Annotated in this window: 18 protein-coding genes and 1 pseudogene; 12 read left to right on the forward strand and 7 right to left on the reverse strand. The window is 70.7% G+C overall.

What is annotated here, in order from left to right; all coding sequences use genetic code 11:
* Positions 1-4 precede the first annotated feature (4 nt).
* The 3 genes from H613_RS0116650 to tatC all read left to right on the forward strand — a co-directional run bounded on the left by H613_RS0116650 (position 5) and on the right by tatC (position 1,717).
* A complete protein-coding gene (locus tag H613_RS0116650; RefSeq protein WP_026924692.1) occupies positions 5-214 on the forward strand; it encodes a hypothetical protein in 210 nt (69 codons plus the stop codon).
* A gap of 239 nt (positions 215-453) precedes the next feature.
* Positions 454-738 (forward strand): Sec-independent protein translocase subunit TatA, encoded by a 285-nt coding sequence (gene tatA, locus H613_RS0116655; RefSeq protein WP_026924693.1) that lies wholly within the window; start codon positions 454-456, stop codon positions 736-738.
* Between the two features lie 22 nt (positions 739-760).
* Positions 761-1,717 (forward strand): twin-arginine translocase subunit TatC, encoded by a 957-nt coding sequence (tatC, locus tag H613_RS0116660; protein WP_026924694.1) that lies wholly within the window; start codon positions 761-763, stop codon positions 1,715-1,717.
* Positions 1,718-2,064: 347 nt separating this feature from the next.
* Here tatC and H613_RS0116665 read toward each other — a convergent pair whose 3' ends face one another.
* Entirely contained in the window at positions 2,065-2,802 is a 738-nt protein-coding gene (locus H613_RS0116665) for an HAD family hydrolase (protein WP_211234857.1), read from the reverse strand.
* A gap of 122 nt (positions 2,803-2,924) precedes the next feature.
* Here H613_RS0116665 and H613_RS0116670 point away from each other — a divergent pair, with 122 nt between their 5' ends.
* On the forward strand, positions 2,925-5,654 hold the full coding sequence (locus tag H613_RS0116670) for a DEAD/DEAH box helicase (RefSeq protein WP_051393460.1): 2,730 nt from the start codon (positions 2,925-2,927) through the stop codon (positions 5,652-5,654).
* Positions 5,655-5,691: 37 nt separating this feature from the next.
* Here the strand turns inward: H613_RS0116670 and H613_RS0116675 are convergent, their stop codons facing one another.
* Positions 5,692-6,600 carry a 5'-3' exonuclease gene (locus tag H613_RS0116675; RefSeq protein WP_051393472.1) on the reverse strand — a complete coding sequence of 303 codons (909 nt, stop codon included), beginning with the start codon at positions 6,598-6,600 and terminating at the stop codon, positions 5,692-5,694.
* Between the two features lie 160 nt (positions 6,601-6,760).
* Here H613_RS0116675 and H613_RS0116680 point away from each other — a divergent pair, with 160 nt between their 5' ends.
* The 7 genes from H613_RS0116680 (at position 6,761) to H613_RS29410 (ending at position 14,242) form a co-directional block, all read left to right on the forward strand.
* Positions 6,761-7,564, forward strand: a complete 804-nt coding sequence (locus tag H613_RS0116680) for a transporter substrate-binding domain-containing protein (protein ID WP_035738384.1) — start codon at positions 6,761-6,763, stop codon at positions 7,562-7,564.
* 23 nt (positions 7,565-7,587) lie between these two features.
* Complete coding sequence (locus H613_RS0116685) at positions 7,588-8,370, forward strand: ABC transporter permease subunit (protein WP_051393473.1); 783 nt, start codon at positions 7,588-7,590, stop codon at positions 8,368-8,370.
* The gene (locus tag H613_RS0116690; protein ID WP_026924700.1) at positions 8,367-9,113 is read left to right on the forward strand and encodes an amino acid ABC transporter ATP-binding protein; all 747 of its coding nucleotides are present in this window, start codon (positions 8,367-8,369) and stop codon (positions 9,111-9,113) included. The genes H613_RS0116685 and H613_RS0116690 overlap by 4 nt, the downstream gene beginning before the upstream one ends.
* Positions 9,114-9,132: 19 nt before the next feature.
* The gene (locus H613_RS0116695; protein ID WP_051393461.1) at positions 9,133-10,698 is read left to right on the forward strand and encodes an amidohydrolase; all 1,566 of its coding nucleotides are present in this window, start codon (positions 9,133-9,135) and stop codon (positions 10,696-10,698) included.
* Between the two features lie 556 nt (positions 10,699-11,254).
* The gene (gene lnt, locus H613_RS0116700; RefSeq protein ID WP_211234858.1) at positions 11,255-12,931 is read left to right on the forward strand and encodes an apolipoprotein N-acyltransferase; all 1,677 of its coding nucleotides are present in this window, start codon (positions 11,255-11,257) and stop codon (positions 12,929-12,931) included.
* A gap of 22 nt (positions 12,932-12,953) precedes the next feature.
* Positions 12,954-13,739 carry a polyprenol monophosphomannose synthase gene (locus H613_RS0116705; protein ID WP_026924703.1) on the forward strand — a complete coding sequence of 262 codons (786 nt, stop codon included), beginning with the start codon at positions 12,954-12,956 and terminating at the stop codon, positions 13,737-13,739.
* Positions 13,736-14,242, forward strand: coding sequence for an FxsA family protein (locus H613_RS29410; protein ID WP_051393462.1), 507 nt, complete (start codon positions 13,736-13,738; stop codon positions 14,240-14,242). The genes H613_RS0116705 and H613_RS29410 overlap by 4 nt, the downstream gene beginning before the upstream one ends.
* Positions 14,243-14,362: 120 nt before the next feature.
* Here H613_RS29410 and H613_RS0116715 read toward each other — a convergent pair whose 3' ends face one another.
* A complete protein-coding gene (locus tag H613_RS0116715; protein ID WP_026924704.1) occupies positions 14,363-14,704 on the reverse strand; it encodes an RNA polymerase-binding protein RbpA in 342 nt (113 codons plus the stop codon).
* Between the two features lie 457 nt (positions 14,705-15,161).
* Here H613_RS0116715 and H613_RS27205 point away from each other — a divergent pair, with 457 nt between their 5' ends.
* Positions 15,162-16,520 (forward strand): Hsp70 family protein, encoded by a 1,359-nt coding sequence (locus tag H613_RS27205; RefSeq protein WP_051393463.1) that lies wholly within the window; start codon positions 15,162-15,164, stop codon positions 16,518-16,520.
* Between the two features lie 10 nt (positions 16,521-16,530).
* Here H613_RS27205 and H613_RS0116725 read toward each other — a convergent pair whose 3' ends face one another.
* The 4 genes and pseudogenes from H613_RS0116725 to H613_RS0116740 form a co-directional block, all read right to left on the reverse strand.
* Positions 16,531-17,094 carry a PadR family transcriptional regulator gene (locus H613_RS0116725; RefSeq protein ID WP_026924705.1) on the reverse strand — a complete coding sequence of 188 codons (564 nt, stop codon included), beginning with the start codon at positions 17,092-17,094 and terminating at the stop codon, positions 16,531-16,533.
* A 234-nt stretch (positions 17,095-17,328) separates the two neighbouring features.
* A complete protein-coding gene (locus H613_RS0116730) occupies positions 17,329-17,892 on the reverse strand; it encodes a hypothetical protein (protein ID WP_026924706.1) in 564 nt (187 codons plus the stop codon).
* Between the two features lie 29 nt (positions 17,893-17,921).
* Positions 17,922-19,238, reverse strand: a pseudogene (locus H613_RS27210) (UDP-N-acetylglucosamine 1-carboxyvinyltransferase); the annotation flags it as partial.
* An 87-nt stretch (positions 19,239-19,325) separates the two neighbouring features.
* Positions 19,326-20,267, reverse strand: coding sequence for a LysR family transcriptional regulator (locus tag H613_RS0116740; RefSeq protein WP_026924707.1), 942 nt, complete (start codon positions 20,265-20,267; stop codon positions 19,326-19,328).
* Between the last annotated feature and the right edge of the window lie 124 nt (positions 20,268-20,391).

Raw genomic sequence — 20,391 nt, forward strand, 5'->3', positions numbered from 1 at the left:
CGCCATGATCTGGGCGATATCGGGCGCGCTGGCGCTCGCCGGCCTCATCCTGCTCGCCGTGGCCGCCGTGCGACTGCTCAGCGCGGTCCGCGACCTCGACGTCGACACAGGCCGCATCAAGGAACGGGCCGCACAGGCGGGCGAGTTGCAGGAGCGATTGAACGCGACCATGGGCGACGCCCAGCGCGTGGCCCAGTCCATGCCCGGGAAGTGACGCTTCCCGGTCACCAGAGCCACATTCTGATAAAGATCGGTGAACTCCAAGGCTCCTGTGTTGACGGAAGTGTCGAGCGTCGGTCATGCTTGTCCGGCTCGCCGACATCGGAAACGGACGGCTCGCACGCCTGCCCCAGGCCAGCCGGCCGATCGCCGCTCACCAGGCTCCGTAGCCGACGGCGAGCGAGGGGCATACGATGGTTAACGTCACTGACATGTATCCGGAGGGATCGAACAATGGGCGCATTGAAACCCTGGCACATCATCATTCTCGTCATTGTGATCCTGCTGCTGTTCGGCTCCAGGAAGCTTCCGGACATGGCCAGGGGTCTGGGCCGCTCGATGCGCATCCTCAAGTCGGAGACCGAGCAGATGAAGAAGGACGGCTCGAACGCCGACATCGACGGCGACGACCACGCCGAGCCCAGGCACTCGCGTGAGCCGCTCGAGCCGCCGCAGTCGGTCGACGACACGGTCATCGACGGCGAGTCGGTGAACTCGGACCGCAAGAAGACTCGCTAGGCCGGACGCCGCAGAAACGAATATGGCTGTCAAACCCCGGCGCGAAGGCAGACGCAGCACCAAGTTCCAACGCGCCGCCGACGGCTCCATGACGCTCATGGAGCACCTCCAGGACCTGCGGACCCGTCTGCTCATCGCGGTCCTGGTCATCCTGGTCGGCACCGCTGTCGCGCTGTTCTTCTCCAAAGACGTCATCCACATCCTGCAAGAGCCGTACTGCGATGCCGTCGTCAAGGAAACCGGCGACGGCGCCACGTGCGGTTTCACGCTGGAGTCGCCGATCTCCCACATCGGCCTGTACCTCAAGGTATCGCTGTACATGGCCCTGATCGGCACCTCGCCGATCTGGCTCTACCAGCTGTGGGCGTTCATCGCGCCCGGCCTGCACCGCAACGAGCGGCGCTACGCCTACCTCTTCATCGGCGTCGCCGCGCCCCTGTTCCTGGCCGGCGCGACCCTCGCGTACTTCGTGGTCAGCCACGGCATCCAGTTCATCATGGTGCTCCAGGAAGAGGGCATCTCCATCGCCCTCAACCTCGAGAGCTACATAAACTTCTACATCGCCGTCATGATGGTGTTCGGCATCGGCTTCGAGTTCCCGCTGATCCTGCTCATGCTGAACGTCATGGGTCTGGTCAGGGCGAAGCGGATGCGCGGCTGGTGGCGGATCGTGGTGCTCGTGAGCTTCGTGTTCACCGCGGTCTTCACGCCCACGCCCGACCCGTTCGGCATGACCGCGCTGGCGGCGTGCATGCTGTTCCTGTACGGTGTGGCGCTCATCGTCGCGACGCTCAACGACAAGCGGCGCGGTTACACCGACGAGGACGAGTGGGACGACGACGAGGCCGGTGACATCGGCGAGGCGACCGACGTGGGCGCCGCGTCGGCGGTCGGCACCGACGACATCGACGACGATTCCGGGCCCGAGCGGCGCAACCGCCTCGGCCGCCGAGTCGACGGATTCGACGACATCACCTGATCCCCGAAACGGGACGAGAACCGAATGAAGGCGGGCCGGGGTCGCAAGACCCCGGCCCGCCTCGGTCTCAGGACCGCTTTGAGAGCGGCGGGACTAGCGCGGGAAGCGCGGCCCGCCGCCGCGCGGCGGCTACCAGTTCAGATGGTGGCGGGTGACGGACGAGACGCGATGCGCTTCGCCGCCGCGCAGGGCGCGGTTCGGGCGGCGGCGGGCGGCCCCGAAGTCGCAGGCCCCGGCCGAGACCGGCCTCAGGCGACGAGGAGGAGCACCTCCAGACCGCGGCCCGTTCAGAGACCGGCCCGCGCCGTCTCAGGAGGCCCGCTGCGGGACGGTGCGGCGGGTAGCGGTCAGACTCCGGCCCGGACCAGTCTCAGGACCGCTTCCAGGCCGACGGCGCGTCCGGCCTCGGCGTGCGGCAGCAGGTAGCAGCGCGCCCCGATCCGGCCGGCCCCGGCGTCGGCGACCGAGTCGCCCACCATGAGCGCCCGGGACGGCTCGACGTCGAGCGCGTGGCAGGCGGCGTAGAAGATCTTCTCGTCCGGTTTGCAGAACCCGACCTCGTAGGACAGCACCCACGCGTCGATGAACCGGTCGATGCCCAGGTGCCGCAGCACCGGGCGGGCGTCGAAGCCGATGTTGCTGACCAGCGCGATCGGGTAGCCCTGCGCCTTGAGCGCCACCAGGGTCGACATCGTGTCCGCGAAGGCCACCCACCCCTCGGGGGAGGCCATCCGGTCGTACAGGGCCTCTGCCAGGCCCTCGAACACGCCGTGCGCCTGCGCGGCGAGCGCGGTGAACGCCTCCCGGTGGGCATCCTCGTCGAGATCGCGGTCGGCCCAGGCGTCGGCGAAGTCCGGCCGCACCCGCGCCTCCAGGCCCGACCCCAGCCAGCCCTGTGCGCCGATGGCGTCGGCGAGCGCGGTGACGCTCAGCGGCGACAGGCTCCGCCCGCACGCCTCCGCCGCCAGGGACACCGACCGGGTCAGGGGTTCGAGCTGCGCCAACGTGCCGTGGAAATCGAACAGGACCGCTTCGATACTGCCACGGCCCCCCTCATCGTCTCCTGGTGAGGAATCCTGGTGCACAAACGGACGATACCTGGCCGTGTAGGCATCGTCACAACCGGGTGAGCACCGCCGCATGGCAAAGCGGCCCCGCGCTCGCCGTGCCGCCGCCGCTGTCATAAGAGGGCACTACCCTTGGGGACATGGTGTCTTCCACCGGCGATGTGCACTACGCCGACGACCGATCCCCGGCCCAGCGCCACGCCGCCGCCAAGGCACGGCGTACCTGGCCCGAACTGGCCTCCTTCGCCGAGGAGTACCCGTTCGCGCTCGACGACTTCCAGATCCTGGCCTGCCGGGTCCTCGAAGAGGGCCACGGGGTGCTCGTGTGCGCGCCCACCGGCGCCGGCAAGACCGTGGTGGGGGAGTTCGCCGTCCACCTCGCGCTCGCCGAGGGCGCCAAGTGCTTCTACACCACCCCGATCAAGGCGCTCTCGAACCAGAAGTTCAACGACCTGGTCGAGGCGCACGGCGCCGACAACGTCGGCCTGCTCACCGGCGACACGGTCATCAACGGCGAGGCCCCCATCGTGGTCATGACCACCGAGGTCCTGCGCAACATGATCTACGCCGGGTCGCCCACCCTGGCAGGCCTGCGCTACGTGGTCATGGACGAGGTCCACTACCTCGCCGACCGGTTCCGCGGCGCGGTGTGGGAGGAGATCATCATCGAGCTGCCCGCGGAGGTGCGGGTGGTGAGCCTGTCGGCGACGGTCTCCAACGCCGAGGAGTTCGGCGACTGGCTCAAGAGCGTGCGCGGCTCCACCGAGGTCGTGGTCTCCGAGACCCGCCCGGTGCCGCTGTGGCAGCACATGATGGTCGGCGGCGCTCTGCTCGACCTGTTCGAGCCCGATGGCGACCACGTCTCCAAGGAGCTGCTCAAGAAGGACGCCCGCGCCCGCGAGCGCTCCGAGCGCGGCGGCAGGCGGCGCGGCAGGCCGTTCGTCGACCGCGGCCGCGTCGTCGAGCGCCTCGACGGCGCCGGGCTGCTCCCGGCGATCTACTTCATCTTCTCGCGAGCCGGATGCGACGCCGCCGTCGACGAGTGCGTCCGCGCGGGCCTGCGGCTCACCGGCCGCGCCGAGCGCGAGGAGATCATCGACTACGCCACCGAGGCCACCGCCCACATCGACGCCCGCGACCTGGAGGCGGTCGGCTTCGAGCGGTGGCTCGACGGGCTCGCCGCCGGGATCGCGGCCCACCATGCCGGGCTGCTGCCGGTGTTCAAGGAGGTCGTGGAGAAGCTGTTCGAGCGCGGCCTGCTCAAGGCCGTGTTCGCCACCGAGACGCTCGCGCTGGGCATCAACATGCCCGCCCGCTCGGTCGTGCTGGAGCGGCTGATCAAGTACAACGGCTCCGACCACGTCATGCTCACCCCCGGCCAGTACACGCAGCTGACCGGCCGCGCCGGGCGGCGCGGCATCGACGTCGAGGGCCACGCGGTCACCGTCTGGGCCGAGGACATCAGGCCCAAGGAGGTCGCCGGGCTCGCCTCCAAGCGCACCTACCCGCTGAACTCGTCGTTCGCGCCCTCCTACAACATGGCCGTCAACCTCATCGGCGCCGCCGGCGTCGACCGCGCCCAAGAGGTCCTGGCCTCCTCGTTCGCGCAGTTCCAGTTCGACACCGAGGCCGTCCACATCGCCGAGCAGGCCCGGGCCCTCGGCCGCAAGGCCGCCGAGTCGGCCGAGGCCGCCGCGTGCGACTTGGGCGACTTCCTGGAGTACTACGAGCTGACCCAGCGGCTCTCGCAGGCCGAGCGCGGCGCCCAGAAGCGCCGCAAGGGCGCCCGCAGGGACGCCGCCCGCACCTCGCTGGGGGAGCTGCGCGGCGGCGACGTCGTGTGGATTCCTCGCGGCAAGCACTCGGGCTGGGCGGTGTTCCTGCGTCCCACCAGCCACCGCAAGGCCGGGCACGACCCGCGCTGGGCCGTGGTGACCGCCGACGGCTGGACCGGAAGCCTGGACACCTCCGCGTTCGACGGCGGCGTCGAGGTCGCCACCCGCATCCGCATCGCCAAGCAGTTCAATCGCAAGAACCCGAAGGACCGCGCCGACCTCGCCTCGGCGCTGCGCGAGGCCACCCGCGACATGCGTAAGCCCACGCGGCGCGGCGGAGCCCCCGAGACACCGGAGATCGCGAAGCTGCGCGAGGAGGTCAAGGCGCACCCGTGCCGCTCGTGCCCCGACGCCCACCAGCACACCGTGCACGCCTCCCGCTGGATGCGCCTGCACCGCGAGGAGGAGCAGCTGCGCCGCCGTGCCGGGCGGCGCGAGCACTCCCTGGCCCGCCAGTTCACGGCCGTCCGCGAGGTCCTCACCGAGTTCGGCTACCTCGACGGCGAGACCGTCACCGAGTCGGGGCGGCTGCTGCGGAACCTGTTCGTGGAGACCGACCTGCTCGTGGCCCAGTGCCTGCGGGACGGGATCTGGGAGGGCCTGGACGCGCCCTCGCTGGCGGCGATCGCCTCGACGGTCATCTACGACTCCCGCTTCGAGGAGGACGAGTTCTTCGTGGCCGTGCCGGGGCCGATCACCGAGGCGGTGGCCAAGACCGGCCGCCGCTGGGAGGCCGTCAGGCGATCGGAGAACCAGCGGGGCCTGTCGCTGACGGCGAAGCCGCAGCTGGGCCTGGCCTGGCCGATCTACCGGTGGACCAGGGGCGAGGAGCTGTCCAAGGCCCTGGCCGCCTCCGACGGGCCGTGGCCGATGCCCGGGGGCGACTTCGTGCGCTGGGCGCGGCGCACCGCCGACCTGCTCCACCAGGTGGGCACGGCCGCGCGCGTCATCGGCACCGCGTCCTCGAACGAGCTGGCCGACGCCGCGTTCGACGCGGTCGACGCCATCAGGCGCGGCGTCGTCGCCGACGTATGAGCAGGGCCGCCGACGTCTGCCCAAGCAGCCGAGCGGCTCACACCCGATCTTGCGGGGTGATCGCCTCGCCGAAGCGGCGCAGCGCCGAGGCGATGCCCCATTCGGCCGTCAGCGCCTCGACGGCGGCCGGGTCGGCCGCCTCGGCGGGCAGCGCCGAGTCGATCAAGGGCAGTTCGACGTCGTCGGCGACCGTGGAGACCTTGAGCGCCCGCTCCAGGTAGTCCTCGGCCTCCAGGATCGCCCGGCGCTGGCGCTCGGGCACGTCCGAGCCGTCCTCCAGGGCGGCGGCGCGGATGCCGCTGATGCCGCCGTAGGTGTTCACGAGGCTGATCGCCGTCTTCGCGCCGATGCCCTTGACGCCGGGCAGCCCGTCCGAGGGGTCGCCGCGCAGCACCGCGAAGTCGACGTAGTGCTCGGGCGCGACGCCGAACTTCGTCGCCACGGCAGCGCCGTTGAACAATTCAGCCTTAGATATCCCGCGAGCGAGGTATACGACGCTGCGCTCCGCCGCGTCGTCGACCAACTGGAACAGGTCCCTGTCACCGGTGACCACGCACACCGGCTCGGCGGTGCGCGCGGCCAGCGTCGCGATCACGTCGTCGGCCTCGAACTCGGGGTGCGCCGCCGTCGCGACCCCGAGCGCGGGCAGCAGCGCCTCGATCGCCGCCACCTGCGCGTCCATCCCCTCAGGGGTGTCCTCCGAGCCGTCCTCGCGGGCCCGCGCCGCCTTGTACCCGCCGATGAGGTCCGTGCGCCACTCCGGGCGCCAGTTGCCCTCCAGGCAGCACACCAGCTCGGTGGGGGAGAAGCGCCTGACCAGCGTTGACAGGCCGTCGAAGAAGCCCCGCACCGCGCCCGACCGCGCCCCCGAGGGCGACGTGATCGAGGAGGGCAGGCCGTAGTACGCCCGGTACCAAAGGGACGCGGCGTCGATGAGCATCAGCATCCACACACTGTCTCACGCGGGACCGACGCCGCCCGCGAACGCCGTTTCGCGATATCCCATAATGCGAAACCTGACACATTCTCAGGCGGGTGCCACAACTATGGAGGCACAGGCCCTGGAAGATGCAGCAGCCACAAGCAACGAATAAAGGAGCGTTCCGGTGAACACCACTGCCCGCCGCGCCGCCGCGGCCCTGGCCCTGATCGGGACCGGGCTCGCCGCGGCCGCATGCTCGTCCGGCACCGGTGGCGGTGGCGGCGAGAACGACGACACCCTCACCGTCTGCACGAACGTCCCGTTCGAGCCGTTCGAGTTCAAAGGCGACGGCGGCGACATCGTCGGCTTCGACATCGACCTGATGAACCTGCTCGCCGAGCGCCTCGACCAGACCGTCGAGATCGTCGAGATCGACTTCGACTCCATCCAGTCCGGCGCCGCGCTCAACGCAGGGACCTGCGACATCGCCGCCGCGGGCATCTCCATCACCGACGAGCGCGAGCAGGCCCTGGGCCTGTCCCAGCCCTACTTCCGCGCCGACCAGGCCTTCGTCACCGTCAAGGGCTCGGACATCGCGAGCCTCGACGACCTGGAAGGCGCCACCGTCGCCGTCCAGTCGGCCACCACCGGCGAGTCCTACGCCAACTCCATCAAGGACCAGTACGGCTTCGAGGTCCGCTCCTTCGAGACCATGGGCGACATCGTCGCCTCCATGAACTCCGGCGCCAGCCAGGCCTCCATCGCCGACCTCGCCACCTGGACCCAGATGGTCGAGGTCGCCGACGATCTCCAGCTCACCGACTCCATCGAGACCGACGAGCACTACGCCTTCGCCGTCCAGAAGGACGACACCGAACTGCTCGACGAGGTCAACGCCATGCTCGACCAGGCCTTCGAGGACGGCACCTACGCCGAGCTCTACGAGCAGTGGTTCCACGAGCCCTACACCGAAGGCGACGCCGAGTAGTGGCCGCCGCCCAACGCGGCGGGATGACGGTGCGCCAGAGGCGCCGCCTCTCCCGCGCCGTCCAGTACGCCGTCGCCATAGCCGTCGTCCTCGCCGTCGCCCTGCTGGCCGACTGGGGACGCATCGCCGACTCCTTCCTGCGGCTCGACACCGCCGCCGACATGTTCCCCGACGTGTGGGTCGCCTTCGGCAACACCATCGCCTACACGATCCTCGCGTTTATATTCGGCATGATCGTCGGCGTCGTCATCGCGCTCATGCGGGTCTCGGGCTTCGGCCCCTACCGGTGGTTCGCCGCCGTCTACGTCGAGATCTTCCGCGGCCTGCCCGCCCTGCTCGTGCTGTTCCTGGTCGGCTTCGCCGTCCCGCAGGCCTTCCCCGGCATCACCTGGCCCGGCGGCGTCTACGGGCAGGTCGCCATCGGCCTCGGCCTGACCTCCTCGGCCTACGTCGCCGAGAGCGTCCGCGCCGGCATCCAGGCCGTCCCGCGCGGCCAAGTCGAGGCCGCCCGCTCCCTCGGCATGAGCCACACCCGCACCATGCTCAGCGTCGTGCTCCCGCAGGCGCTGCGCATCGTCATCCCGCCGCTCACCAATGAACTGGTCATGCTCACCAAGGACTCCTCCCTGGTGTACGTCCTGGGCGTCACCGCCTCCACCGTGGAGCTGACCAAGTTCGCCCGCTCGGAGCTGACCTCCTCGGCCAACGCCACCCCGCTGCTGGTCGGCGGCCTGCTCTACCTGCTGGTGACCGTGCCGCTCTCGGCGCTGGCCCGCCGACTCGAGAACAAGGGGGACCACCGTTGAGCAACCGCCTTGTGGCCATCAGCGGCCTGCGCAAGCGCTTCGGCGACAACGAGGTCCTGCGCGGCATCGACCTCGAGATCGGCGAAGGCGAAGTGGTGTGCCTCATCGGGCCCTCCGGCTCGGGCAAGTCCACGCTCCTGCGCTGCGTCAACCTGCTCGAGCCGCCCACGGCCGGCACCGTCCACGCCGCCGGGCACGACATGACCCATCCCGACGTCGACCTCGACGCCGCCAGGCGCGACATCGGCATGGTCTTCCAGCACTTCAACCTGTTCAGCCACCTGTCGATCCTCGACAACATCGCCATCGCGCAGCGACGCGTCCTCGGCCGTCCCAAAGCCGAGGCCGAAGCCGAGGCCCGCCGCCTGCTCGACCAGGTGGGCATCGAGGGCAAGGAGCGGGCCAAGCCGGCGCAGCTCTCGGGCGGGCAGCAGCAGCGCGTGGCCATCGCCCGCGCCCTGGCCATGGGCCCGGCCCTGATGCTGTTCGACGAGCCGACCTCGGCGCTCGACCCCGAACTGGTCGGCGAGGTCCTGGCGGTCATGAAGGGCCTGGCCGCCGACGGCATGACGATGCTCGTGGTCACCCACGAGATGGCCTTCGCCCGCGAGGTCGCCGACCGCGTCGTCTTCCTCGACGGCGGCGTCATCGTCGAGCAGGGACCGCCCTCCCGGATGCTCACCGAGCCGAAGACCGAACGCGCCCAGAGCTTCCTCCACCGCGTGCTGCATCCGGTCGACTGAGACTGGGACACTGGGAGGCATGAGTCTCCCCAACACACCGTTGCACGGAACGCGGCTGCGCAGGACACTGTGGCGCGGCGGCCGCGTCCTGAGCCCCACCAGCCCGGACGCGACCGCCATGCTCGTCGAGGGCGCCACGATCGCCTGGGTCGGCCCCGACGCCGAGGCCCCCGCGGCCGACGAGACCGTCGACCTCGACGGCGCCCTGGTGACCCCCGCGTTCGTCGACTCCCACGTCCACCTCACCGGCACCGGAGCGTCCCTGATCGGCCTGCACCTGGCCGGGCTCGGCTCGGCCCAGGCGGTGCTGGAGCGGGTCGCGAGCTTCGCGGCCTCGCTCCCGGCCGAGGCGGTCGTCCTCGCCCACGGCTGGGACGAGACGACCTGGGACGACCCGGCCCTGCCGACCCCGCTCGAAGTCGAGAACGCCGCGGGCGGGCGCCTGGCGTACCTCTCGCGCGCCTGCGGGCACGTCGGCATCGCCGGGCCCCGCGTGCTCGACGCCCACCCCGAGCTGCGTGCCCTCGATGGCGCCGAGGACGGCGTGCTCAAGCGCATGGCCCACCGCGCCGCCCGCGGCCACCTGAACGCCGCCGTCCCGGTGCCCCAGCGCCTGGCCGTCGCGCAGGCCGCCCTCGACCGGGCCGCGAGCCTCGGCATCGCCGCCGTGGTCGAGCACAGCGTGCCCGTCGAGGCCGACCCCCACACCGAGACCGAGTTCACCGGCCTGGTCGGCCTCGGCGCCGAGCCGGGCAACCCCGCCGTCTACGGCTGGTGGGGCGAGCTGTGCGCCGCGGAGAAGGCCCGCGACCTCGGCGCCCACGGCTGCGGCGGCGACCTGTCCATCGACGGCTCTCTCGGCGCCCGCACCGCCTACCTCCGCGGCCCCTACCGCGACGATGCGTCCACGCGCGGGGCGCGGTACTTCACCGCCGAGCAGGTCCGCGACCACCTCGCCGACTGCCACCGCATCGGCCTGTCCGCCGCGTTCCACGCCATCGGCGACGGCGCCATCGCCATCGTCCTCGACGGCCTCGACCTCGCCGAGCGGGCCATCGGCCTCGACGCGATCCGCCACGCCCGCCACCGCATCGAGCACGCCGAACTGCTCGATAACGCGCTGACGGCCCGCATGGTCCACCACGGCCTCCACGCCTCCGTCCAGCCCGCCTTCGACGCCGCCTGGGGCGGCGCCGACGGCATGTACGCCGCCCGCCTCGGACGCGATGCCGCATTGGCGGCGAACCCCCTCGCCTCGCTGGCCGGGGTCGGCGTCCCGCTCGCGTTCGGCTCCGACTCGCCGGTCACGCCGCTCGATCCGTGGGGCGCGGTCAGGGCCGCCGTGCACCACCACAACCCGAGCCTGCGGCTCGCGCCCACCACGGCGTTCACCGCCGCCACCAGGGGCGGCTGGAGGGCCCTGGGCATCGACGACGCCGGGGCGCTGGCCCCGGGCATGCGCGCGAACGCCGCCGTGTGGGATCTCACCGGCCCCGGACTGCCCGATCTGAGTGATCCCCAGGGCCCCTCCCCGCGGTGCGCCATGACCCTCGCCGAGGGGCACCTCGTCTACCATCGCCCCTGACCAGCGCCTTCTTTTCGGCGCCTCGCCACACGAGAAAAAATGTCGGATCAATATCGCGACCCGGTTGACGTCGGTGGCACTGATTGGCTTACGGTGGTCTGGTCCTCGGCGAACGACCGGAAACGGGAAGCTCGCCGAACGTCGGGGGCGACTCGACTTGCTTTGCTCCCACGCAGACTGGACAAGACGGCGACGCGGCCGCATTGCCGTCGGCGGCCAGGTCCAGATCGCGGGGGTCGGCGGAGGAAGGCGAGCCGGTCGCCGGTGGTGGACCCGCAGCAGACGTAGGTGATCCCTAGACAACAGCTCGCAGCCGCTCAGCCAGGGGGCTGCCAGTTGGTCCGAAGATCACCAGCCGACGCGGCAGGGGACACCGGCCGTACAGGGACTGGGAGAAACCCGTGCGAGGGGCGTAGCCGGACACAGCTACGCCCCTTTGCCGTGCCCACAGGTACGCTTGAGCGACCCCCTCACGGCAGTGCCCTCACACTCCCGCCGGTGCCGCCACGGGGGCCGACGAGCCCGCGACACGGCACCGCACGACAAGGAGCGCCTCTTGAGCACCGTCATCGACCGCGAAGCGGAGGAGCGGACGCCCTCGGACGACGAACGCGACGAAAAACAGGGCAAAAATCGCAGATTCGCCCTTTTCGCCGACTCTCCGCTGGGGCGCCGCCTCACCCTCCCGGTCGCGCTGATCCTCGCCCTCGCCGCCGGGGGCCTCGCCGTGCTCGCGTTCCCGCCCTACGGATGGTGGCCGGCGGCCGCCGTCTCCGTCGCCGGGCTCGGCGCGGCCGTCCACCGCCGCCGCCCGCGCGGCGGCCTGGGCATCGGTTTCGTCTACGGCATGGCGTTCTTCCTGCCGCTGCTGGCCTGGTCCTCGACGCAGGTCGGCCAGTGGCCCTGGCTGTTCCTGTCCGCGCTCGAAGCGCTCGGCACCGGCGTCCTCGGCGCCGGACTCGCCGTCTGCTCGCGCCTGATCGACCGCCACCGCTGGGCCTGGGCGCCGCTGACCGGCGTCGCCTGGGTCGCCCAGGAGGCCCTGCGCTCCCGCCAGCCCTTCGACGGCTTCCCGTGGGGACGCCTGGCCTTCAGCCAGGCCGACTCGCCCGCCGCGGCCGCCGCCTGGCTCGGCGGCGCGCCCCTGGTCTCCTTCGTCGTCGCCCTCACCGGCGGCTTCCTCCTTACAGCCCTGTGGCGCCGTCCCGACTGGCGCAAGAGCGCCGCGTTCGTCGCCGCCGCGGCCGTGGCCACCATCGCCCCGGCCGCCCTCCCGATCGATTCGACCGCCCCGGACGGGCCGACGGTCAACGTCGCCGTCGTCCAAGGCAACGTGCCGCGCCTCGGCCTGGACTTCAACGCGCAGCGCCGCGCCGTCCTCGACAACCACGTCCAGGCCACCATCGAACTCGCCGACGCCGTCAACGAAGGCCGGGCCGAGCGCCCCGACATCGTCGTGTGGCCCGAGAACGCCTCCGACATCGACCCGCTCCACAACGCCGACGCCTACAGCCTCATCAGCGAGGCCGCCGCCGCGGTCGGCGCGCCCATCGTCCTGGGCGGCATCGTCCACGAGGAGGACGGCACCCGCTACAACATGGTGATCGTGTGGGAGCCCGACGACGGCCCGGTCTTCATGTACGCCAAGCGCCACCCCGTGCCGTTCGCCGAATACGTGCCTTACAAGGACTTCTTCCGCACCGTCGCCGGGTGGATCGACCCGCGCATGGCCGAGGGCATCGACTCCGTGGCCGGCTTCCAGGCCGGCACCGAGCCGGGCGTCGTCCCCGCCGGGGACCTCACGCTCTCGGGCCTGATCTGCTTCGAGATCGCCTTCGACGCCGAGACCGCCGACTCCGTCCGCGACGGCGCCGAGCTCCTCGCCGTCCAGACCAACAACGCGACCTTCGACTACAAGGAGGCCGGCCAGCAGCTGGCCATGGTCCGGCTGCGCTCGATCGAGCACGGCCGCGACGGCCTGATGGCCTCCACCGTCGGCATCTCCGCCTTCACCGACCACACTGGAGCGGTCTCCGAGGCCACCGAGTTCAACACCGCCGCCGTGATCCAGAAAGAACTCACGCGGTCGGCGGAGTCCACTCCGGCCACGCGGGCCGGTATCCTGCCCGAAGTGGTCCTCACCACTGCCGCGCTGGCCGCCCTGGCCGCCGCGGTCGCGCTCAACATCCGGCACCGCCGGGTCGGGGCGTCCCACGACGCCCGCGAGCCGTAGACCCAGCAGAGAAAGCACGATCATGAGCACTCCACCGGACCGGCCAGGTTCCTTCGCGACCGGCCCGGCGCTCGTCGCCATCCCCACCTTCAACGAGCGCGACAACCTCGAGCACACCGTCGCGGCCGCCCGCCGCTCGTGCCCGGACGCCGACCTCCTCATCGTCGACGACAACTCGCCCGACGGCACCGGCGCGATCGCCGACGCCCTCGCCGAAGGCGACGACCGCGTCCGCGTCCTCCACCGGCCCGACAAGCGCGGCCTGGGCGCGGCCTACCTCGCCGCGTTCGCCTGGGCCGCCGAGCGCGGCTACCGGGCCGTCGTCGAGATGGACGCCGACGGCTCCCACGACCCGGTCGACCTGCCGCGCCTCCTCGGCGCCCTCGAAGGCGCCGAGGTGGCCATCGGCTCGCGCTACGTCCCGGGCGGGAAGGTCCGCAACTGGCCCTTCCACCGCCTGGCGCTCTCGCGCGGCGCGGGCATGTACACCCGCTTCATGCTCGGCCTCGCCGTCCAGGACGTCACCGCCGGCTACCGCGCCTACCGCCTGGACGCGCTCGGCAAGCTCGACCTGGGCACGGTCACCTCGGTGGGCTACTGCTTCCAGATCGACCTGACCTGGCGGGCGGTCAAGGCCGGTTTCACGATCACCGAGGTCCCCATCACCTTCACCGAGCGGCGCGCCGGGGCCTCCAAAATGAACCGGTCGATCACCGTTGAGGCGCTGCGCAATGTGACCCGCTGGGGCATGGCACACCGGTCGCGGCAACTGCGGAACGCGTTCAGGCGTGGCAGGATTGAGGCGTGACGCAACGCCGAGAGCCGAACGCGCCCGCCAGGGCCCCCTATCCCCTCCGGGTCGCTCTGGCGGTCTGGATCGTCGCCGAGGCCGCGGCGTTCATCGGCCTGGCCTACCTCGTCGGCGTCGTCTACACGCTGCTGATCTTCTTCGGCACCAGCCTCCTCGGCGCGGCGCTCATCTGGCGGGTCGGCGCCAAGTCCTTCCGGGCCGCGCGCGACTACCTCAACTCCGGCGGCGACCCCACGCGCGAGACGCCGAACGGCTACGCGGTGGCCGGAGCGGTGTGCCTGTGCATTCCCGGCTTCGTGACCGACCTGCTCGGCCTGCTGCTGCTCTTCCCGCCCACGCGGCTGCTGTTCCGCGGCCTGGGCCGCTACCTCGCCGCCAGGACGCCGACCATGCGGTTCGGGGGCGGCGGCGACGTCATCGAGGGGGAGGTCCTCGACGAGCGCGACGCCGACCCGAAACCGGACCCCGGGCGCGGCGGCGGGCCCCGGCCCATCGAATGACCGGAGCCCGCAGACAGAGCAAAACGGCTGAAACGCCGCAACTGATGGCATGAATAAGGCTCGCAGGCCCCTGGTTCAAGGAGGCGTGCGAGCCTGTCTCCCGTGTCGAAGCGATTCGCGCTAGCGCTCGCCGCGCCGGGCCCGCATCTCCTGGAGTCGCTCGTCGAGGATGTCCTCGAGCTCTTCCATCGAGCGGCGCTCCAGCAGCATGTCCCAGTGCGTGCGCGGCGGCTTCGTCTTCTTCGTCTCCGGCTCCTCGCCGTCGACGAGCTTGGCCGTGGACCCGTCGAGACGGCACTCCCACGTCAGCGGGATCTCGGCCTCGACGGCGAAGGGCACCTCGAAGCGGTGGCCCTGCGGGCACACGTAATCGCGGGTCTGGCGCGGGGCCAGCTCCGTGTTCCGGTCGGATTCGTAGCTGACGGCGCCGAGACGAGAGCCCCTCAGCATTCTGTCGCCCATGTTCCCCTGCACTTTCTCGAGCACTTGCCCTGAACAACGCCTGGCCGAGGCCGGCGCCTCCGCCGATCACGCCGAATTGCGGAGTTCCCACTGTTCTCAACGCCGCGGCCTGGCCGAATGTTTCCCGACGTCGACCCCCAAGTGTGACGCGGCGGGACTTCGGATGCCACGGCCATCCCCTTGAAGTGTGACACAACACCGTCACAATTCCGCCACGGCGATGTGCGGCGTCGCACCGTCCACCGCAGCACCGCCCCCGCCCGCCATGCCGCGGCATCGGACCGGCGGCAGTGGACGCGACGGAGCCGCATCGCTGTGAGCGGCCGCGATCGGCGGCGTACCGGCACCCATGGTGCCAATGCGGCGCAAACGCTCGCCGAGGCCCGGCCGAACGCCACCAGGGTCACAGCCGGGGTGGGCACGCCCAGTATGGTGTGGGCAGACAAGGAGTTCTCACATGCACGTGCTTGGAATCGATTTCGGAACCTCGAACACCGTCGCCGTGCTGCGCTCGGCCGACGGCCGAGTCCGCCCGCTGCTGTTCGACGGCGCGCCGATCCTGCCCTCGGCGGTCTACTACAACTCCGACGGCCGCATGCTCGTCGGACGCGACGCCGAGCGCAACGCCCGCATGGACCCGTCCCGCTTCGAGCCGAACCCGAAGCGCCGCATCGACGACGGCTCGGTGTTCCTGGGCACCTCCGAGATCCCGGTGCCCCAGGTCTTCGCCTACGTCCTCCAGCAGGTCGCCCTGGAAGCCCAGCGGCAGGCCGGCCAGATGCCCGGCCAGGTCCGCCTGACCCACCCCGCCCGGTGGGGCGAGCGGCGCCGCTCGATCCTGGTCGACGCGGCCCGCCTGGCCGGACTGCCCGCGCCGCAGCTCATCCCCGAGCCGGTCGCGGCGGCGTCCTACTTCACCTCCGTGCTCGGCACCGCCGTCCCGCCCGGGCGCAGCCTGGCGATCTACGACCTCGGCGGCGGCACCTTCGACGCGACCGTGGTGCGCCGCACCCAGACCGGCTTCGAAGTGCTCGCCGAGGAGGGCGTCGGCGACGTCGGCGGCCTCGACTTCGACCACGGGATCGTCGAGCACCTCGGCAAGACCTACGGCACCTCCCACCCCGAGGACTGGCGGCGGCTGCTGAGCCCCGCGGACGACCGCGACCGCCGCTACCGCAGAATGCTCTATGAGGACGTCCGCGGCGCCAAGGAGACGCTCTCGCGCACCGCGAGCGCCGACATCCACCTGCCCGCGCTGGAAGTCGACGCGCACCTGACGCGGGCCGAGTTCGAGGACATCGCGCGCCCGCCGCTGGAGCGCACCGTCGACTGCCTGCAGAAGGCCGTCAGCGCCGCGCGGCTGAACCCGGCCGACCTGGTGGGCATCTTCCTCGTGGGCGGCTCCTCGCGCATCCCGATGATCTCCCAGCTCATCCACACCAAGCTGGGGGTGCCGCCGCAGACGTTCGAGCAGCCCGAGACCGTCGTCGTCGAGGGCGCCGTGCGCGCCTCGACCGGCCCGGCCCCGTCCGAGCTGCCGCCGACCGGCCCGACCTCGGGCGGCCCGGTCTCGCCTTCGGGCGGCATGGTCTCGGCGCCGCCGCGCCCGCCGGTGCAGGCGCCGCAGATGCTGCCGCCGCAGAACCCCGTCATGCACCACCCGGTCTCGCAGCAGCCGATGGGACAGCCCCAGCCGCAGCAGCAGATGGCCGGCAAGCGCCCGCTGCATCAGGAGCCGGCGGTGCTGGTGACCGGCGCGGCCGTGGTGGTCCTGTTCGTGGTCTTCTTCGTGCTGCTGGCCACCATCCTCGGCTGACCGGCGCCGGTCACGCCTCGCGGGCGGTGGCCGCCGTGTACCCGGCGCGGCGGTCGAGCTCGGCGATCTGGCCGTCGAGCCAGTCGATCTCGGTCAGGTTGACCGAGCGGTGGATCTGCATGAGGCCCTTGCGGAACGGTGATTCGAGCCGGTCGGGCGGCACGGGCCGCCCCTGCTCGTCGAAGAACAGCTGCGCGGGCTGGTCGAGGAATTCGCGCCTGCGGGCGAGCACGATCGACTGCTCGCGCGGGTTGTCGAGGTGGTGGAGGAACGCCAGGAGCACGTACCACTTGTTGTCGTCGGTGATGAAGACCGGTTCGGGGCTCCGCAGCCACCGGCGCAGCTGGTCGGTGCCCTCCTGGGTGATCTCGAGCATGTGGCGGGGCGCGGCCACCGAGCCGGGCGCGGTGCGCCTGGTGAGGCAGCCGGCCTCTTCGAGCTTCTTGATGGTGGGGTAGAGCGTGCCGTCGGCGATGGGCCGGACGTGCCCGGCCAGCGCGGCGACCCGGTTCTTGAGGTCGTAGCCGTGGAGCGGGAAGTCCCGCAGGAATCCGAGTATGGCCATCTTCAGCATGCCCACATCATCGCAGATTCAACGATATATATCGACCCCAAGACACACGGTGTCTTTACCGACGTCCGCCGACCGATCGTAACGCGACACCTTGCGCCGGAACCGAACAGCACCACTGGCACTTAAGATATATATCGACTCCGAGGTAGAACACCGCTTCGCCAGTCCCGGCCGACCCTGATCCAGAAGAAAGGAGCGCGGGCTGCGCCCGCGCGCTCACCGGAAGACAACGGCTCAGATGATGTCGAAGTACCACAGGGCCAGGTAGGTGGCTCCGGCCAGGAAGAGCAGGAAGACGAGGAGGACGAGCCAGCCCGCGGCGGCCTCGAAGACGCCGGGGCGGCCGGTCTCGCCGGTGGCCTGGACGACCGGTTCCCACACCTCGTCGCCGATCAGGCGCATGGGGGCGATGGCCTTGGCCGGCGGGTACCAGGCGCGGGTCTGGAGGGCGGTGGCGGTCCGGTTCGCCGCTTGGATGCGGCCGCGCCGGTTGTAGGTGAAGAGGGCGACCTCGGATTCGTCGGCGAGGGCGGCGACGGTCGGGGTGCAGGGCATCGAGGAGTACAGGTGGCGGCGGCGTTCGGGTGCGCCGGTGCCGATGATCATGGTGATGTCGTCGGTCTCGACGGCTTCGCCGGGGTATTTGATGCCCGCGACCGTCCGGGCCGTCTGCACCGCGGCGGTCCATTGCGGGGTGGCCAGCGGCTGGGCGTCGTCCTTTTCGAGGTGGCCCAGGTGGCTGCGCATGAGGCTCAACAGCGCGTAGGCGTGCGGGGGGACGTTGGGCGCGATTTCCATATGCAGCAGTGTCACATACGGGTGCTCGGTCAGTCGCTCCAGAAGACGTCGATCTCGGCGCCGAGCTTCTTGAGTCGTTCGGTGAGTCGTTCGTAGCCGCGGTGGATGACGTTGACGTGGCGCAGGACGGAGGTGCCTTTGGCGGCGAGCATGGCGAGCAGGAGGACGACGGCGGGGCGCAGGGCGGGCGGGCAGACGACTTCGGTGCCGGACCAGCGGATGGGTCCGTCCACATAGATCCTGTGGGGGTCGAGGAGGCGGACGCGGCCGCCGAGTCGGTTGAGTTCGGTGAGGTAGATGGCGCGGTTCTCGTAGACCCAGTCGTGGATGAGGGTGGAGCCTTCGGCGCAGGAGGCGATGAGGGCGAAGAAGGGGAGGTTGTCGATGTTGAGGCCGGGGAAGGGCATGGGGTGGATCTTGTCGATGGGGGCGTGGAGTTCGGAGGGGTGGACGGTGAGGTCGAGCAGGCGGGTGCGGCCGTTGGCGGCGAGGTATTCGGTGCCGCAGGTGTGGCGCAGGCCCATCTCTTCGGCGAGGGCGAGTTCGATTTCGACGAATTCGATGGGGACGCGGCGGACGGTGATCTCGGATTCGGTGACGATGCCGGCGGCGATGAGGCTCCAGGCTTCGATGGGGTCTTCGGAGGGGGCGTAGTCGATGTCGACGTCGATGGTCTCGCGGCCGTGGACGGTGATGGTGGTGGTGCCGAGGCCGTCGATGCGGACGCCGAGTCGTTCGAGGTAGAAGCAGAGGTCTTGGACCATGTAGTTGCATGAGGCGTTGCGGATGGTGGTGGGGACGGGGTGTCGGGCGGCGGCCATGATGGCGTTTTCGGTGACGGTGTCGCCGCGTTCGGTCAGGACGATGGAGCGGGGTGGTTCGATGTGTTCTTTGACTGAGGCGTGGTAGCAGCCGTGTGAGGTTTCGACGGTGAGGCCGAAGCGTCGGAGGGCGACCATGTGGGGTTCGACGGTGCGGTCGCCGAGTTCGCAGCCGCCGGCGAAGGGCAGTTCGAAGTCGGAGTGGTCGTGCAGGAGTGGTCCGAGGAACATGATGATGGATCGGGTGCGCCTGGCGGCGTCGGCGTCGATGCGGGAGAGGTCGAGGTGGTCGGGTGGGGTGATTTCGAGGTCGCCGTCGGGGCCGAGCCAGCGGTAGCGGACGCCCATGCTGGAGAGGACGCGGAGGATGCGGGTGACTTCTTCGATGCGGGCGACGCGGCGCAGGGTGGTGGTGCCTTTGTTGAGGAGGCTGGCGCATAGGAGGGCGACGCCGGCGTTCTTGGAGGTTTTGACGTCGATGGAGCCGGAGAGGGTGACGCCGCCGCGGACGCGGAGGTGGAGGGGGGCGGTGGTGGGGCGCGCGCCGGTGTCGGTCTCGAGCATGGCGTCAGACTAGCGGAGTTCGGGGGTGTTGCTGTGCGGTTCGCGAGCTCAGGTGGTGTGGGGTTCGTCGGCGGGGGCGATGCCTTCGGCTTCGCGGACGAGTTCGTCGAGCAGTTGCATGACGGCGGCGACGGCGGGGCGGCGGGCGGCGCCGCGGAGGGTGACGGCGCGGAAGTGGCGGAAGGGGGTGAAGGGTCCGGAGACGGGGATGCGGGTGAGGTCGAGGTGGGGTGGGAGGTCGACGAGGCGGGGGACGAGGGCGACGCCGAGGTGGTGGGCGACCATGATGGCGATGACGTTCCATTCGCGGGCTTCGCCGATGACGGTGGGGCGGAATCCGGCGTTGGAGCAGGCGGTGAGGACGTGGCGGCGGTGGATGGAGCCGGGGACGCCGAGGACCCAGGGTTCGCGTTCGAGTGAGCGCAGGTCGATGGCGGGGGTGTCGGTGAGGTGGTGGCCGGTGGGGATGACGAGGTCGAAGGGGTCGTTGAAGACGGTTTGGGAGTCGAAGCGGATGTCTTCGGGCGGGGGGTTGTCGGGGGTGGCTTCGACGAGGGCGAGGTCGGCTTCGCCGGCGAAGAGGAGGTCGAAGCTTTCGGAGGCTTCGGCTTCTCTGAGGCGCAGTTCGAGGGCGGGGTAGTGGGTGCGGGCGCGGTCGACGAGGGGGGCGAGGAGGGTGGCGATGGCGGTGGGGAAGCCGCACAGGCGCATGAGGCCGGAGGGTTCGCCTTCGGTGGCTTGGAGTTCGGCTTCGGCGAGGCGCCACATGGCTTCGATGGCGTCGATGTGGGCGAGGAGGATGTGGGCGGCGGAGGAGAGGCGGACTCTGCGGCCGTGGGGTTCGAGGAGGGGGACGCCGAGTTCTTTGGAGAGGAGGCGGATCTGCTGGGAGGCGGCTGAGGTGGACATGTGGAGGGATTTGGCGGCGGCGGAGACGGTGCCGTGGTGGGCGATGGCGCGCAGTACGTGCAGTCGGCGCAGATCGATCACTGGGTGGGCCTCCTTTGATGGTTAAGCTTTCGCTTCACAGTGAGTTTCGCAAACTCAGGCTGCCGGTGTGTTGTGAGGCGGGGGAATGAGGTCTTACATTCGATGAGGGCGGGCGTCGACCCGT

The organism is Glycomyces arizonensis DSM 44726, assembly GCF_000482705.1.
GTDB lineage: Bacteria > Actinomycetota > Actinomycetes > Mycobacteriales > Micromonosporaceae > Glycomyces > Glycomyces arizonensis.

Coding starts and splice junctions, on each gene's coding strand:
- H613_RS0116650 (WP_026924692.1), top strand. CDS start 5: ATGATCTGGGCGATATCGGGCGCGCTGGCGCTCGCCGGCCTCATCCTG.
- tatA (WP_026924693.1), top strand. CDS start 454: ATGGGCGCATTGAAACCCTGGCACATCATCATTCTCGTCATTGTGATC.
- tatC (WP_026924694.1), top strand. CDS start 761: ATGGCTGTCAAACCCCGGCGCGAAGGCAGACGCAGCACCAAGTTCCAA.
- H613_RS0116670 (WP_051393460.1), top strand. CDS start 2,925: ATGGTGTCTTCCACCGGCGATGTGCACTACGCCGACGACCGATCCCCG.
- H613_RS0116675 (WP_051393472.1), bottom strand. CDS start 6,600: ATGCTGATGCTCATCGACGCCGCGTCCCTTTGGTACCGGGCGTACTAC.
- H613_RS0116685 (WP_051393473.1), top strand. CDS start 7,588: ATGACGGTGCGCCAGAGGCGCCGCCTCTCCCGCGCCGTCCAGTACGCC.
- H613_RS0116695 (WP_051393461.1), top strand. CDS start 9,133: ATGAGTCTCCCCAACACACCGTTGCACGGAACGCGGCTGCGCAGGACA.
- H613_RS0116705 (WP_026924703.1), top strand. CDS start 12,954: ATGAGCACTCCACCGGACCGGCCAGGTTCCTTCGCGACCGGCCCGGCG.
- H613_RS0116715 (WP_026924704.1), bottom strand. CDS start 14,704: ATGGGCGACAGAATGCTGAGGGGCTCTCGTCTCGGCGCCGTCAGCTAC.
- H613_RS27205 (WP_051393463.1), top strand. CDS start 15,162: ATGCACGTGCTTGGAATCGATTTCGGAACCTCGAACACCGTCGCCGTG.
- H613_RS0116725 (WP_026924705.1), bottom strand. CDS start 17,094: ATGCTGAAGATGGCCATACTCGGATTCCTGCGGGACTTCCCGCTCCAC.
- H613_RS0116730 (WP_026924706.1), bottom strand. CDS start 17,892: ATGGAAATCGCGCCCAACGTCCCCCCGCACGCCTACGCGCTGTTGAGC.